General features: G+C 67.4%; 12 protein-coding genes and 1 pseudogene. 2 read left to right on the top strand and 11 right to left on the bottom strand.

What is annotated here, in order from left to right:
- Positions 1-5: 5 nt before the first annotated feature.
- Positions 6-452: a MerR family transcriptional regulator gene (locus HPT28_RS13100; protein WP_219091214.1), complete on the top strand. Its 447-nt coding sequence runs from the start codon at positions 6-8 to the stop codon at positions 450-452.
- Between the two features lie 558 nt (positions 453-1,010).
- On the opposite strand, the gene HPT28_RS13095 is transcribed toward HPT28_RS13100, so the two are convergent.
- From HPT28_RS13095 to HPT28_RS13080, 4 genes are read right to left on the bottom strand one after another with little or no spacing between them, the layout of a single operon-like run.
- Positions 1,011-2,378 (bottom strand): sigma factor-like helix-turn-helix DNA-binding protein, encoded by a 1,368-nt coding sequence (locus HPT28_RS13095; RefSeq protein WP_257578527.1) that lies wholly within the window; start codon positions 2,376-2,378, stop codon positions 1,011-1,013.
- Between the two features lie 13 nt (positions 2,379-2,391).
- Entirely contained in the window at positions 2,392-2,991 is a 600-nt protein-coding gene (locus HPT28_RS13090; RefSeq protein WP_219091212.1) for a hypothetical protein, read from the bottom strand.
- A complete protein-coding gene (locus tag HPT28_RS13085; RefSeq protein ID WP_308119200.1) occupies positions 2,988-4,610 on the bottom strand; it encodes a DEAD/DEAH box helicase family protein in 1,623 nt (540 codons plus the stop codon). Before HPT28_RS13085 ends, HPT28_RS13090 begins: the two co-directional genes overlap by 4 nt.
- Positions 4,611-4,654: 44 nt before the next feature.
- The gene (locus HPT28_RS13080) at positions 4,655-7,030 is read right to left on the bottom strand and encodes an ATP-binding protein (protein WP_219091210.1); all 2,376 of its coding nucleotides are present in this window, start codon (positions 7,028-7,030) and stop codon (positions 4,655-4,657) included.
- A 274-nt stretch (positions 7,031-7,304) separates the two neighbouring features.
- On the opposite strand from HPT28_RS13080, the gene HPT28_RS13075 reads away from it, so the two are divergent.
- Entirely contained in the window at positions 7,305-7,493 is a 189-nt protein-coding gene (locus HPT28_RS13075) for a hypothetical protein (protein WP_046422080.1), read from the top strand.
- Here HPT28_RS13075 and HPT28_RS13070 read toward each other — a convergent pair.
- The 7 genes and pseudogenes from HPT28_RS13070 to HPT28_RS13040 all read right to left on the bottom strand — a co-directional run bounded on the left by HPT28_RS13070 (position 7,478) and on the right by HPT28_RS13040 (position 14,639).
- Complete coding sequence (locus HPT28_RS13070; protein WP_257578524.1) at positions 7,478-8,275, bottom strand: very short patch repair endonuclease; 798 nt, start codon at positions 8,273-8,275, stop codon at positions 7,478-7,480. The two genes, HPT28_RS13075 and HPT28_RS13070, sit on opposite strands and share 16 nt — an antisense overlap.
- The gene (locus tag HPT28_RS13065; protein ID WP_308119198.1) at positions 8,272-9,606 is read right to left on the bottom strand and encodes a DNA cytosine methyltransferase; all 1,335 of its coding nucleotides are present in this window, start codon (positions 9,604-9,606) and stop codon (positions 8,272-8,274) included. Before HPT28_RS13065 ends, HPT28_RS13070 begins: the two co-directional genes overlap by 4 nt.
- A gap of 709 nt (positions 9,607-10,315) precedes the next feature.
- Positions 10,316-10,522 (bottom strand): annotated as a pseudogene (locus HPT28_RS13060) (serine hydrolase); the annotation flags it as partial.
- Between the two features lie 330 nt (positions 10,523-10,852).
- Positions 10,853-11,755 carry an HEXXH motif-containing putative peptide modification protein gene (locus tag HPT28_RS13055; RefSeq protein ID WP_219091208.1) on the bottom strand — a complete coding sequence of 301 codons (903 nt, stop codon included), beginning with the start codon at positions 11,753-11,755 and terminating at the stop codon, positions 10,853-10,855.
- Positions 11,756-11,812: 57 nt separating this feature from the next.
- Positions 11,813-11,974: a hypothetical protein gene (locus HPT28_RS13050; RefSeq protein WP_219091207.1), complete on the bottom strand. Its 162-nt coding sequence runs from the start codon at positions 11,972-11,974 to the stop codon at positions 11,813-11,815.
- Between the two features lie 71 nt (positions 11,975-12,045).
- Positions 12,046-12,783, bottom strand: a complete 738-nt coding sequence (locus HPT28_RS13045) for a 2OG-Fe(II) oxygenase (RefSeq protein WP_219091206.1) — start codon at positions 12,781-12,783, stop codon at positions 12,046-12,048.
- Positions 12,780-14,639, bottom strand: a complete 1,860-nt coding sequence (locus HPT28_RS13040) for a radical SAM/SPASM domain-containing protein (protein ID WP_219091205.1) — start codon at positions 14,637-14,639, stop codon at positions 12,780-12,782. Before HPT28_RS13040 ends, HPT28_RS13045 begins: the two co-directional genes overlap by 4 nt.
- Between the last annotated feature and the right edge of the window lie 6 nt (positions 14,640-14,645).

Genomic DNA, 14,645 nt, shown 5'->3' with positions numbered 1-14,645 from the left:
GCGTCATGACGACGGCCGGACCTCCCGAGGAGACACTGAGCATCGGCGAGGCAGCCGCACGGATCGGGCTCAGCGTGCACACGCTGCGGTTCTACGAACGCGAGGGATTGCTGGTCGGGCCGGTCGAGCGCACCGCTGGCGGGCGGCGACGGTACACCACCGTCGACATCGACTGGCTGTCGATCTGTGTCAAGCTCCGCGAGTCCGGAATGCCACTGACCGAGCTCAGGCGGTTCGCCGAACTGGTGAGGCAGGGGCCGGGCAACGAGGCGGGACGCCTGCAACTCCTCGACGCCCACCAGCGGCGCGTCGAGGCACAGATCGCGGCGCTGGAGGAGTGCCGTTCCGTCATCGCCGGGAAGGTCCGCGTCTACGCCGAACACGTTGCTCACGGCAGGGCCCGGGGGCTCTGGGACCCGACAGCGAAGCACGACGGCCCCCGCGAGGCGTGAACCACGAACCGCCACTTCTCAGTGAGGCCAGGCGCAGCGGGAGCGCCAGTGATCCGGCCCGGACGACGGCGATGGGGCGGAGCCTCCAGCCACAGGCTGAGGCCGAGAACGTGGTCACTCAGTTAGCCACCCAACGCCGTGAGGGCCGGATTCCCGAGTTGGGAAACCGGCCCTCACCTGCTACTTCACAGTCGGGGTGGCGGGATTTGAACCCACGACCTCTTCGTCCCGAATGAGGTTCGGTTGGTGAGCCTGCCAGCTTCGATGGCATTTCCGCAGGTCGGAAGCGTGGTATCGGTTGGTGTCACGTGGCTTGGAGGGGACTCGGGGAGTGGGTTGGCTCCCAGATGGCTCCCAGGCTGAGTCCCGTCGACTGCCTCAATGCCAGCCAGACCCGGTCCGTGCCATCCCGTCCGCTAACGCGCTGGACGTTTGACAGCCTGTTGCAGCAGAGCCCGACCCTCCGGGCTCCCGAGAGGAAGAGCCTAACCTGCACGGCCGCCATCATCGTTTCTCCCGTTGCCCCATGCGGCCCCTCGTCAGGGGTTCACCGAACTCCTACGGCGACAGCTCAAGAGCGGAGTCGCCCGGCGGTCTCACATCTGTCCTGGCAGACCCGATCGCCGCAGGGCAGATGTGTAGGGTGCACGCGTGCTCGATGCGGGCCGTCGAGTCGTCCGTGCGGAGGAAGAGGACGAATTCGCAGCCGCCCACCATTCCGTTCTCCTTCACCAGCACCCGCAGGCTGGAGATCTGGGCCGCGCTCGTCGCCCGCTTGAGGACGATCGGTGTGGGGTGACCGGCGATGGAGAAGGTCCTGACCATAGGGGCCTGTCGCATTCCGAGCTGCCATGTGAGCCAGCTGCTGACGACGACGCCGCTACCCCGAAGGATGTCCTTGTCCACCGTGAGCCGGACGCCAAAGACGTTTCCCGCAGGATCGACGGCCATCCTCGCCGGCCGTGCCGGCTCGCTCTCCTCGATTGGGGTAGCACCTCGCGCGACCAGCTCGATCAAGCCATCCTCCGTGATGCCCACCCTGTCGTCCAGCAGGCATTGGTGCAGGCGCCACAGGGTCACCGGGTAGCGCTCGCCGACCTTCACGAAGAGAGCGTCCTTGGGCAGCGGCCCCAGTTCGGTCAGCACAGCAACGAGGGCTTCCATAGCGTTCGGATACGGAGTGACATTCAGTTGAGGCCATTCGGCCAGCGCCCACTTACCCTCCAGACGGAGCTGCACGAACCTCTCGTCCCGCCTGAGCGCCTCGGCGACGGCGGACTTCCGCCTGATCCCGGTCGGCGCCAGCAACTCCTCCGCGCGGCAGGGTTCGCCATTCGCCAGGAGGAAGAGGTAGGCCGCGTCCCTTCCGCGGGCGCGACGGCGCAGCCAAGTTCCCCCGAAGCCAGGCACCAGAGGGCTATCCGGATGTCCGAGCAGATCCAGCAAGGGGACCTCGTCCGGTACTCCGGCAGCCGCAAAGGTCACCGCTACGTCCTCCCCACGCAGCGGCGCCTCCTCCACTCCTCGCCGAAGCAGCACTTCCAGTGCGCCAGGGCTGCGGGTCCACCAGCCGCGCAGACGACCAGCCCACGTCAATGGGTGCTCAGCCCCGACCGCTTCGACAAGAGCCTCCACGGCCACCTGGTCACGTACGCCCAACAACGCCGACACCTCGGACTGGGGCACGGCCGAGCGCTCGGTGAGGGTGGTGAGCCGATCACGCCAGTCATCCACGAAGGCGTCGGCGACAAGACAGAGATGCTCCTGCGCCTTCAGGAGCAACTGGCGGACCCGTTCGCGGCTCACCTCATGCTCCTGCCCGATACTTCCGAGGGTCTTCCCGTCGGCACGATCCTCGATCATGCGACGTGACCGGGCGGGAAGCGCACCGAAAGCAGCTTGAAGCCAGTCGGCGTCCCTCGTCATGGCGGAGCCCCGTTCAGCCATCGGTAACGTGCGCGCTGATCAGACCAAGCCGCTTCGCGATCCGCTCATTGGTCGCCTTCTGCTCCGGGGTGATCTTCCGAACGAACGAGTCCACCGTGCAGATGACCCACGGCAGAGGGTCGCCGCCGGCCTGCGACGCGATGGCCGCCCACGCGAGATGCTTGAAGTCGCGCATGGGCGCCCAGGCGAAGCGCCGCTCCATCTCCTCGTCGTCCTCGTGGCGAATCGTCACGCAGAGCGGCTTGATGTCGAGCGTCTCAAGGTCGACGTTCCAGCCGTGACCGAGGGCCTTGTCGACGAGAGCGCTGACCGGAGTGGCTGGCTTGGCCACGAGCGGAGCCCACTTGCCCACCCCGTAAGTCGCCCGGATGTACTCCTTCATGGGCCTGTCCTTGAGCCACGGCCGGATGTTCTCCGGCTTCCCGATGAACGGGAGGAGCCGTCCTCCCACCTCGGGGTCGGAGGTCCACGCCTGATAGTGACGGGTGCGCTCGGTGTCCGTGAGATAGGTCCAGTTGAGGTCGGCGGCCCGCCTGTAGAGGAGACGCACGACTTCTTCTTCCAGGTCCGAGGGGATCGCATACTTGGTCATTCGATTCCAGTCGTCAGAGGGAACTGAAGGCGGACCTCGTCCGCCTTGGTCTCAAGGTCCGCCGCGTCCTGGATCCAGTGGTCCATCAGCGACCCGACGGTCTCGTCGCTGAATTGGATACGGGAGGCGTGCGGCATTCGTACGCGCAGGTGCTCGCTCTCCTGGGCCTCCAGCGATCGCCGGAGGTCCAAGGTCGCCGCCACCCTGCGGATGTCGGTCACGAAGTCGAGGACCCTCAGGGCCTCCTTGCCGGGGCTGAGTCGGAGTCCGCGGCCGAGTTGCTGGACGAAGATCCGCCGGCTGTGTGTGACCCGCAGGAAGGCGATGAGGTTCACGTCCGGGACGTCGACGCCCTCGTTGAAGACATCGACACATGTGATCACTGGCACCCGGCCGAGCCGGAACTCGTTCAGCAGGATCTGGCGTCGCTGCCGCGGGAGTGCGCTGTGCAGGAAGGACGCGTTGGCCCACGCCGCGTCGGACGAGGCGAACAACCGGGCCATGTGCTCGGCGTGCTCGATGGTCTGACAGAAGACGATGGCCCTCGGTTCCGTCGTGGTCCGCCACGCCTCACGGAAGTGCTCGATGATCTCCTCGTCGCGCTGCGGCAGGAACAGGGACTTGTTGAGGTCCTTGATCGACTGACCGTGCACGCTGGCGTCCCGGACGACGTTCCAGTCGACGTTGTCGACGTACAGCCGGTAGTCGACAGCGGAGAGGAAGCCGGCGGCCATGCCTTCCGCGATGCCCATCTTGAAGCTCGGATATCCGAAGCGGGAGGTGATGTCGAACTTGTCGCCGCGCCAGGGTGTCGCCGTCACGCCGAACTGCTCAGCATTCCCACACAGGTCGAGCAATTCCGCAAACCTGCCGGTCTCGGCCACGTGATGCGTCTCATCGATCATGATGAGGTCGGGTCGGTAGCCCACGCGTACGGCACTGAGAACGGATTCGACCGTTCCGACCACGACTCCGTCGAGGCTTTCGGGTCGGCTTTCTCCCGTGAGCAGGCGCGTGGGAACGTAATTGGGGATGTGCCGCCACATCGCCTTCTCGAGCTGCGCGACGAGGTCCTTCATGTGCGCGACGACGAGAATCCTGGCGTTCGGATTGGTCTTGAGGTGACGGCTGATGATCTCCCCGCCCACCACCGTCTTCCCCAGACCCGTCGCGAGGACGAGTAGCGCGGTGCCGTTGGCGTCGAGGTCCCGGACCACCGCGTCCGCCGCCTCGGCCTGGTACGGGCGCAGGGCGTACTTCGCGGGAACGGTCTCGGGCATGCGGTCCCCGATCGACCGCAGGGTCGCCCCGTGCCAGACGGTGATCGGCACTCCGACTCCGTTGAGCGCCACGCGGCGGGCCTCCGCCGCCGCGTTGATGTCGGTGTTGGTGACCAGGATGGCCTTGTCCGCGCGGTAGCGCGTACGCGCGCGCTCAAGGTCGTCGACACCGCTCCGGTCGACCTTCCCTCCAGCCTTCCACTTGCACTGGAAGACCCACTGCTCCCGACCGCGTACCGCCAAGAGATCCGCGCCCTGGTCGCCGGCGCCGTCGATGACACGCACGTCGTTGAAGCCGAGGTACCAGAGGGCCCGTTCGACGGCATGCGTGAGACCCACTGGCCCTCCCCTCAGCAACTCGTCCGCCGAGAGGAAGACGGCGCTCACTTCTCCTCCGCGAGGTCGTCGGCCAGCAGACGAATACTCAGCCTCGTCCGCAGCAGCTGGTCCGGAAGGCTGGCCCCGGCGTAGGTCGCCTGCGTCGCGACGTCGGAGAGGTAGCCGACCGTGCGCGCGAGGCTGAGCCGCCGCGCGGACGCGGAGGCGACACCCTCGTAGACACCCTGGAAGACGCGGTTGTCCATGAACAGCGACGGCAGCGACTCGACGAGACGAACCAGGAAAAGGGCGGGCACGTGCAGCAGGAACTCACCGCTCGCACCGAGGTCGGTCGTACGGGTGACCTTGCCGTTGGCGATCATGGTGTGCTCGGTGTGGGTGAGTTCATCGGGCGAGAGAAACTGAAACGCCTTCTCCGGCTCGCCGGCGCGGTCCAGCTCGGACGCCATCCGGCGGCGGACCTCAGCCAGCAGTTCCTTGGCCTCGGCACTGATCATCTCGGCGTCCAGAGCGCTGGCGGGCAGCGACTCCGCCCGGATCGCCGCGATGAGCTCCGAGTGGCTCCACTCCGAACTCGTCTGCACCCTGAGCAGCACGGCGATCTCCGCGAGCAGCAGATCTGCCGGGTCCGCTCCGAACCTCTGGAAGATCGGATGATCGAGGTCGAGGAACGCTACGAGAGTGTTGCCGCCGCGCTGGTCCAGCAGGACGGGAGTGGGGTGGAGGTTCTCGTCGGTCAGGCTTCCCACCGTGAGCCGACGCGCCTCGACCTCGACGAAGCCGACGCGCGGGTGGCCGAAGGAACGGCTCAAGCCCGGGTAGGTGGTCGAGTTCTCCATGTAGCGCGTGACGCGTTCCTGCCGCGTCTCCTTACGCTTCTCCGGGGTCGGCGCGGCGGGAGCGGACTCGCCGTCCTCCGGGGGCTGCGCCTGGGCACCGGGCTTCGTCTCGTCCGGACCGGTCGCGGGGGAACTCGGACTGCCGATCTCCGCGCCGTCGAAACCAAGCGCCTCCATCACGGCCGCCTCGTCGGGCTTTCCCGGGGTGACGGCGGCCGCCTTCGCGTTCTTGCCCCTGCTCTTGGTCGCCTCGTGGTCCTCGACCGCCTGCCACCAGCGCTCATCGGTCTGGTAGTCAGGGTTGCCCCGGTGGAACTCATGTCCCCACCGACGGGTGTCGTCGTGGATCGGCTTGCGGCCGTCTCCCGGGACCAGGTACCGCAGACCGGCGTCGTTACGACGGTATCCCTTGAAAAGGAGCGCGAGCGGGCTGGTGTTCTCCTCGTACTCAAGGTTCGCCGCGCGCTGGGGCAGCAGCGGCGCGACCCCCCTCACGATCTCGACGGCCGAGCGCCAGCTGCGGTCGCCGTACTCGAAGGCGTCCTTCTGGTACGTGACCGGGACGTGGTCGAGGTGGATCTCCCCGATGATGCGGCCGCCCTGGTGGGCGAGGTCCACCGGATATTCCGGCTCCTCGTTGCCCACCGCTCCGTCAGGGTTGCGCCAGGTGAACAGCTGCTTGTCCCAGCGGAGGATCTTGCGGCCGTTGCGCAGGAAGTCGATCCCATAATCGTGCTTGTGCATGTAACGCTGGATGCCGAGCCACCCGTGCACCCGGCGCTCACGAACGGTGAGCCGATCGCTCCCGCAGTCCTCGCAGGCGTCGCGATCAGTGAGCTGCCACTGTCCGCAGTCACCACAGGCGAGACCGTTCTCCAGCTTCTGGTCGATCTCGATGTAGGCGGGAATGCGCTCCTTGTTGTTGTAGAGGACCGAGCGGTCGTCTCCCCAACGGCAGTGCCGGACAGGCTTCACCTGGAAGCCGCCGACCCACAGCTCGAACGGACGGTTCAGGAAGATCCAGGAGTAGACCTGTCCCAGGATGTTACGCAGGGCCGAGCCGTTCTTCTGCAGCCATCGAGCGCGCGTGGGATGCAGGCGGCTGATGACGATACGCGTGCCGTGCTCGTTGGGATCGGCCTTCGGCTCCGTGATGTCCTCGGCCTCGAAGTCGTCCCCGATGCGGTCCAGGTCGATCTCCACACCGATCCACTCGGTGTCGCCCTGGCGCGTGGTAAGGACGCGCGTGCGCTTGCCGAGCCGCGCCGTCGAGACGTTGAACCCCATGCCGAAGAGGCCGAGCTTGTCGTGCATGTCGTTGCCCGACCAGCCGGCCCGCACGGCCCGCTCCAGCCGGTCGTACGTCATGCCGCGACCGGTGTCGGTGATCACGAGCTGGCCCTGCGCGGAGTCGGGGAGCTCGACGCTGACGCGATATCCGCCCGCCCAGGGGGTCCCGGATCGATGGATCTCCGTGAAGTCGTCGAAGGCGTTGTCGATCAGCTCCGCGATGCACTGCCACTCGTCGAACTCGATCTCACCGAGCATGCGCAGCACACGCGCGGAAGGAGTGATCTTCATACGTGGACCCCCTGTCCTCGTCTCGCGCGGGCACGCCGAAGGAAGCCCTGCCGCGGGCAGCGTTTCGGCGCGCGGCTCGGGTAGAGCCGTACGCGTGATGAAGAGGGTAGAGGGCGCCACTGACAATCGGCGGTAAGTTCCCCCTGCCACTCCATCCACTTGAGGGGTCTACGGCACGTTGCGGGATCCAGCCGCCAACCGTCGCAATCGCAAGGTCCCCCGACGATCCGCAGTGTCGGTGGCAGACGCCGACGGTCCTTGGGAGACTCCTCCCGTGATCCGTGAACCCGCCGAGGTATCCGTAGAGCCCGATGGACGCGTCGAACTACCGTTGGGGCTGTTGGCCGAGGCCGGCATCAACGTTGGGGACGACCTGCTCGCGTTCAGCGACGGCGACGGGCGTATCGTCCTGCGCCGGGCCTCCGACGCCATCGACGATCTTCTGAATCACGGAACGTTGTGATCACTCCGTGCCGCAAAGTCGCGAACGGCTGCGGCGACCCGGCCCGCCGCTTGTACGGGATCCTCGTGCTCCCAAATTCTGATGGCGCGCCATCCCGCCTCTGCCAGGAACTGGTCGGTCTGGGCATCCCTGGCCCGGTTTGCGTCGATCTTGGCGCGCCAGAAGTCACTGTTCGTGCGTGCTGGGCGGCAGTGATCGGGGCACCCGTGCCAGAAGCACCCGTCCACGAAGACGGCGACACGGGCGCGGGTGAACACGAGGTCGGCGGTTCGCCGCAGCCCGGGAAGCGGCCGCGCCGATACTCGGTAGCGCAGACCCTCGCGGTGCAGCAGTGAGCGGATACGTAGTTCCGGTGCCGTGTCGCGGCCTCGGTTCCCGCGCATTGTTGACCGCGTGGCAGGGGACGACGCCCACGACCCTTCCGGGAGAGGACGCTCTCCAACCAATCCCCGGTCCTTGGCGATCCGCCAAGCCTGTTCGAGATTCGCCGCACGCGTCAGGTGCTCCACTTCCCCGACATACAGAGCGGGCGAACGCCCGTCCTCCGACCAGCGGAGATAGGCCCTGATCCGACGAGTCCTGGGCAACAATTTCAGCGTGATCGAGGCCAGCGCGTAGTCGCCGTCTTTGCGCTTGACATAGCGGCCCTCCCGACCACCCGCGGCACGATCCTGTTCGGCGACGATCGCCTTCCTCGTCCGTCCCTGCCGTCCCCGCCAGGCCCTCTCGGGCGGCGGCTTGTCCCTCCAGCCCATTTGCCGGGATTCGGCGGCGTCGTTCATGAGCGCCGTTCCGCGTCGTCGAGGGCTTTCGCGACGGCGCTGGTGAACACCTCGCCCAGCTTCACGGGAACCGCGTTGCCCAGCTGCCTCATGCGTTCACCACGCGGGCCCGCCATGCTCCAGTCATCGCCGAATGTCATGACCCGGGCAGTCTCGCGCACGGTCATGTAGCGGTGCTCGGGGCGCAAATGGCCGGTCTTCTCGTCACGCACCAAGTTGTCGAGCTGCATGACCGACTCGCCACCGGGCACACCGTGCACCCCGGCCTTGACGGTCTTGGCCGGTCGGTCGAGTTCGTTGGGCGTGTGTCCGTCGTAGATCCTGGCTCCGGGCCACCCGACATGGTCGGGGAATCCGCCCTGTTCCGTCGTCTTGTCCAACATGCTGGTGTTGATCTTGGGGAGCCCCATTACCGCGTCTCGAAGGGTGAGCCATGGCTGGAGCTCCTCATCCCCGCTCTCGAACGACAGCTGCTCATTCGCGTAGCGCGAGGTCACCAGATCGATGACGCGCTTCGGGATCTTGGCGCCTGCCTGCTTGTGGCGGTCCCAGTAGGAGCCATCGAGGATCGTCCGCGCGAGGGCCGCATGGGAGTGGGTGCGCGCGACAGCGCGCTTGACCAGATCCGGGTCCACGCCCAGGTCAGCGCGGAACGCCAGGAGGATCACCCGGTTGCGGATCTGCGGCACCCCGTAGTCAGCGGCGTTCACGGCGTGTTGGGTGACCTCGTAGGTCTCCACCGGATCGGTGTCCTTCGCGTCGAGTCGCTCCCGCAGCGCGTGGTCGTGCTCCTGCCACGTGGCACCCCGTCGGCGCTTCACGAACGGCAGGGACAGTTCGCGCTTGATGTACTCGAAGTAGGGATTGAAGGACGGACGAAGGAGCCCGCGGACGTTCTCACAGATGACGGCCTTGGGACGAATCTCACGAACCGCCCGGAACATCTCCGGGAACATGTTCCGCTCGTCCTCGTCACCCTTCGCGACTCCCCCAAGGCTGAACGGCTGGCATGGTGGCCCGCCGGCCAGAAGGTCAACATCTCGCTCCCTGAGGAAGCGCATGTCCAACCCTCGGACGTCGCCGGTGATCAGGGGAGGGTATTGGGGCCGCTCAGCGGCGCCTGCGGCTTCGAAACCCAACGCGCGTTGCTTATCGATCTCGTCCAGCCACTTGGCCAGCACATCGGAATCGACGTCCGCCGGAAACGCCTCGAAGCGATTGCTCTCAAGCGTCTCGCACGCCCTCTTCGCGAACTCGTTCAGTAGCAGGTGCCGGAAGCCGGTGTTTGTGCTGGCTTGGACCAGCCCGCCCCCGCCCGCGAAGAGCTCCACCGACGTCCGTTGCATTTTCCACCCCTAGCAGTTCAGTGCAGCCAGAACCATACCGCGGAGTAGTGCTCATCGCGACCCATGTGCCGCAGAAACTCGTGTGAGGTCGTACGCTCCACAGCGGCAGAAGCACGAGGAGGGCGACGGGGGCCATGACGGCGACAGCAGGGGGCCGGAGGAGCCGACATTCCCCCGAAGCTTCACCCGAAGGCACTCGGCGATCAGCTCGCGGCGGATCTCGCCAAGCTGACCAGGACCCTCTTGAGTGACGTGAGCATCAAGCAGCTGTTGCAGCGCCCCGGTGTCTACCAGCTCTACCTGCACGACGATTTCGTCTACGTGGGGAAGGCCGAGAAGTCCCTGCCGATGCGACTTCGACAGCACCTCAAGAAGACTTCGGGCCGGCGTGGGATCACGCCGAATGGCATGACCTTCTCCTGTCTCTACGTGGCGGAGGACTTCTCGCCCTGGCGCCGGAGCAGTTGCTCATCAACCACCGCAAGAACCTGGGCGAGATCCCGTGGAACAACGACAGCTTCGGCAAATAGGGCTCCCGGTCAGCAGCGGGACCACACCGCTCAAGCCCACCCATTTCGACGCCCTGTAAGCCGATCGATCTCGACCGACCGGTCGAGGGCCTCGTGGCAGGCGAGACAAACCTGCTCGCCCTGTTGAAGTCGCTCAGGACGACGCTTCCGTACAACATCCGGTACGCCGAGTAGACCAGTTGCAGCGTGTCCCGCGTCCAGGGACGACCGGTTTCGGCGTCGGTCACGCCGCCCCACAGGTCGACCACCGGTCGGCCGTTCCGGTACACGCACACCGCCGCCCCGAGGTCCCCGTGCCGGGTGAAGTTCTCCTTGAACGCCGCCCGCACCGGCTCGAACTCGGGCGCCACCTCAACGTAGATCGTCGTCATGTCGGCCATCCCTGCAGTCTTGCAGTCTCTTCACCGATGCGGGCTCGTCCTCGGTGGTCAGGCGGTCGACATCAAACGGAGTCGGACAGTTCCTGCAGATGTTGGCGGCACTCGCGGACGGACGGAAAGGACTGTGCGCCTCCAGCCGTTGCAGGAGTACCGTCGTTCTGACCTGGGGCGGAGCGGGTGGTGGCAGCGGTCTTGGACTGCGCCGGACGGGAGCGAATGAGACCGAACTGACCCAGGAGCGTGGTCCTCAGGGCTTCAAGATGCACGCTGAGGCAGCCGAATCCTGAGCACCGCAGGGTCCCCACCGAACTCAGGCGGTTGCTATGCGGGACCCACGACCTCGCCGACTGCGCGGCCGATGCGATCACGGATTTCGTTTGCTGACACGTACGAGAGGGCCTGATCCAAGCACTCGGCAGCGGCAGCGGCAGCGGCAGCGAACTGGACAGCCTGCTGGCGCAGGTGGGCGTCGAGGAAGGGTACGACGGCGCCCGTGGCGCTGCACCGCGCCTCCCGTACGTACAGCACGGTGAGGGAGAAGGCCCAGCAGGCGTGAAGAAAGCCGTATAGGGGACGGGGAGTTCCCCGCCAGGGCGAGAAGAAGGTGACGTCGGCGGGAAGCTCCACGTCGTACGCGGCCAGGGTGTCGTTGAGCCAGTTGTGGGCGGCCTCGTGGATCAGGTCGCGGGCCAGGACCTCGGGGTGGGCGGTGTAGTCGGTGAAGACGGTGCCCGGGAGGCGGGTGAGGGCCCAGCTGTGGAGGGTCTCGTCGAGTCGGCGACGGTTGAGCAGGCAGATGACGGGGGCGTGCTGGGTGAGCAGGGTCCCGAAGCCGTGCTCGGTCGCGGAGGCGATGGCGGCACGAACGAGGCCAAGGACCTCGGGTGGGGCGGGGCTGGTGTCGGGGCCAACGAGGTAGTACGCGGTTTCGGAGATCTCCGAGTGGAGGAGGTCCGCGGAGCGCGGGTTGAGCACGATGTGCGGGTCGGCGGACAGGCGGGGCAGGTCTCGCGTCGTCGTCTTGCAGTACCAGGCGAGGCGGTCCGCGTCCCGGGCGCGCGCCGCGTGTTCGGCGCCTTCGAGCAGGTGGTGGGCCACGGCGTAGTCAAGGGCGGACGAGCAGAGGCGGTTGCCGAGTACGGCCGCGATGCGGCTGGTCCGGCGGTGCTGGTAGTCAGCGATGCCGTCGAGGGTGACCAGAGCTTCCGGGGAGAGAGCGCTCATCTGAGCTCCAGGGGTGCGGGACGGGGCCGGCCCCTGGATGGGCCGGCCCCGTGGCGGTCAGGAGGTGCTGGTGGGCTTGGTGGTGCCGGGCTCCGCCGTGTTGGCAAGCCAGGTCTCGGTGGCCGCGTTGGAGGTGTGCGCGGTGGTGCGCACGGTGTCGCTGTCGCGCAGGGACGCGACCGCCTCCAGGAACTCGTCGAACGTCTTGTCTTCTGCCACTGCTCGCTCTCTCCTCTGATCGGGGCCGTGGGTTGTGGGATGGGCGGGTTCGGGCGGGCTACGGGGTCCGGTCATGGTGGCGGGGCTCCCTGGTCAGAGACGAAGAGCGTGAGGAACTTGCGTACGCGGCCGGTGCGGACAGGTTCGGTGCCGTGGACGAGTTGGCTTCCGAAGACCACGAGCGTGCCGGGAGCGGGTGCGACGCTCCATCGGGTGCGGGGCATGGTTCGGAACCAGGGGGAGGACATGTCAGTCCCGTCGAGTGCGAAGCGCATTCCCTGGGCGTAACCCGATCCGATCGGTGCCTCGTCGGCGGTCCAGACGGCGTCGCTGCCCGTGGTCTCCACGTAGAACGCGCCGCCGGTGTCGTGGATGTCCGTGAGCGTGACCGTCGCGGCGGCGATCTGGCGGGGACGGGTGACGGGGTCGGGGGCGATGCCATCGGCATGCGGGGTGATGTACTGGCCGGGGCCGTACTCCAGGTAGATCCACGGCCGGTGGCCGGTGACCGATGGCAGCGCGCGCGTGATCGCGGACATGTGGAGCGTCAGGGCCTGGTCGAGGACGGTGGTCGCCTCGTACGGGATGTCGGTCATCTCGATCCGGCCGGCCGGCTCGTATACGTCCTGCGCCTCGGCGGGGGAGTGACCGGGGATCTCGTGGATGGTGGTGCGGCGGGCCGTGCCGTGCCGGTCGCGCCCGAGGGAGCCGAGCGTGTCGTCCATGACGAGGTTGAGTCGCTCGATCTCGTCCGGCTTGAGGAAGCCCTCCACAGTACGGGTGGACAGAGTCTCGGCGATGTGGATCATTGCTCGCCTCCGCACGCGCAGGGGGTGGAGGGCGGGACAGAGGCGGCTTCGGCCAGGGCCACCGTGAGTACGTGCACCGCTTGGGCGAGGTCCCCGAAGTACTCGGCCGACGTGGTGCCGGCAGCGGGCACGAGATGGAGGTCGAGCGTCGGATAGATCCTGCCGGTGCTGCGGCACGTGAGTTCGCTGCGACCGAGGACCAGCGAGCACGCCCCGGGCAGGGAGGACTCGGCTCGGCTGGCGGCGCGGCACAGGCGCGCCGCTGTACGTGCGTACTCGGCGCGGTCGCGTGGCAGGATGCCGACCGAGAGGAACCGGGACTCGGCTCCGGGGAGGTCGGCATAGGCGTGGCCCTGGCAGCTGTCATAGGTGACGGTGTTCCAGCCTGAGGTGAGCGCGTCGATGACCGGGCGGATACCGGGCTCGATGCCTTCGTGCCACTGGGGATGGTGGGGGTCGAGATCGTCTGCCTCTTGCACGCCGGGGAGGCCGACCCTGTTGATGTTGCAGTGGGCGCTGACCTGAAGGCGCGCGGGCGGACGGGGCGCCGCCGGGTCGTCCCACCGGGCCAGGAACGCCGCGACGTGGTGCATGTCGTTGGGGCGGATGGGACGCCAGTGAAGCCGGGAACAGGAGGCGCCGGGCGGGAGTTCCGGTTGGGCGAGGAGGGCGGCGACGCCGTCGATCAGGCGTATGCGGTGGTCGCAGTACGCGTCTTCGTCGCCCGCAGCGGCGAAGCGGAGGCGGACCGCCGGGCAGCCCGCGCCGCAGGTGTCGCGGTAGTCGCAGGTCGTGCACTTCGTGGCCAGGGAGCGTGCCTGTTGAAGCAAGCGAGAGCCGCCCTGGGCACTGGCCACGTCCGCCTCGGTGTGGACGTCGCCGAGGGAGTCGAGGCCGGCCTGCGGCCAGGGCAACTCGTCACAGCTTCCCAGGCGCTCATCGGGGTAGAGGGTGAGGACGTGGTCGCACTTCAGGTCGGAGAAGTGACAGGAGCGGGTGCGCAGGCCCCTCAGGCGGCGGATGACCGAGACGACCGGTTCCAGTTTGACGTGGCGGAACATGCCGCTGGCGACCCAGTGGTGGGCGGACTCCAGCACGAAGTCAGCGTACTGGCGTGGCGTGACGGCCCAGGCCGGGCCGGTGGGGCCGATGGCTCGTCGCTGGAGTGCCCGACTGGTCGGCGCACGGGATCCAGCCACCGTAGTCGACCGGGTGACCGCCGCGTCGAAGCACGGCACCAGGCTGACCGTCGTCACGGCGGGAAAGGAGGCGAGGTGCTCCATGACCTCGGAGGCCCGGCCGAGGACGTAGGGGGTGACGGCGCAGATGACGCCGACGCGGCGTTCCCGACGGCCGAGGAGTTCCAGGGCTTCGATTACTCGGGGGTACGTGGGGCGGCCGTCGTACCCGACGCGCCACGAGTTCCCAAGCGCGTCCCCGTCGAGGGAGATGCCGATCTCCAGCTCCGGACAGTGCCGCTCGAACAGGTCCAACCAGGCGTCGTCGAGCTGGAGGCCGTTGGTCTGGAGGCTCACGCGGATGACGTTCGGCTGTGTGGCGAGCGCGTCCAGGATCTCCGTGATCCGTTCCCGGCCGGCGGTCAGGGGCTCTCCGCCGTGGAGTTCGACGCTGAGCGGACGCCCGGAGAAGATCGAACCGAGGCGGTGGACCTGTGCGGCGCTGATCCGGGCGCCGCCCGGCGACTCCTTGCGCTTCTCGAAGCAGTACAGGCAGTCGATGTCGCAGGTCTCCCCGCGGAGCTTGAGGATGACGGAGACGGCCGTGTCCGGCCCGGTGTTCGACAGCGGGGCGTGGAGAGTCTTCAGGTCTATGGGGGCGGTGCGGGTGAGGGGCATCAGAGG

The organism is Streptomyces sp. JJ38, assembly GCF_019303475.1.
Classification (GTDB): domain Bacteria; phylum Actinomycetota; class Actinomycetes; order Streptomycetales; family Streptomycetaceae; genus Streptomyces.
Note: the sequence above shows the minus strand (reverse complement) of the source record. Positions and strands in the feature narration are given on the sequence as shown.

Excerpts from the sequence above, each read along its gene's own strand:
- HPT28_RS13100 (WP_219091214.1), top strand. The coding sequence starts at position 6 with ATGACGACGGCCGGACCTCCCGAGGAGACACTGAGCATCGGCGAGGCA.
- HPT28_RS13095 (WP_257578527.1), bottom strand. The coding sequence starts at position 2,378 with ATGACGAGGGACGCCGACTGGCTTCAAGCTGCTTTCGGTGCGCTTCCC.
- HPT28_RS13090 (WP_219091212.1), bottom strand. The coding sequence starts at position 2,991 with ATGACCAAGTATGCGATCCCCTCGGACCTGGAAGAAGAAGTCGTGCGT.
- HPT28_RS13080 (WP_219091210.1), bottom strand. The coding sequence starts at position 7,030 with ATGAAGATCACTCCTTCCGCGCGTGTGCTGCGCATGCTCGGTGAGATC.
- HPT28_RS13070 (WP_257578524.1), bottom strand. The coding sequence starts at position 8,275 with ATGAACGACGCCGCCGAATCCCGGCAAATGGGCTGGAGGGACAAGCCG.
- HPT28_RS13055 (WP_219091208.1), bottom strand. The coding sequence starts at position 11,755 with ATGAGCGCTCTCTCCCCGGAAGCTCTGGTCACCCTCGACGGCATCGCT.
- HPT28_RS13045 (WP_219091206.1), bottom strand. The coding sequence starts at position 12,783 with ATGATCCACATCGCCGAGACTCTGTCCACCCGTACTGTGGAGGGCTTC.
- HPT28_RS13040 (WP_219091205.1), bottom strand. The coding sequence starts at position 14,639 with ATGCCCCTCACCCGCACCGCCCCCATAGACCTGAAGACTCTCCACGCC.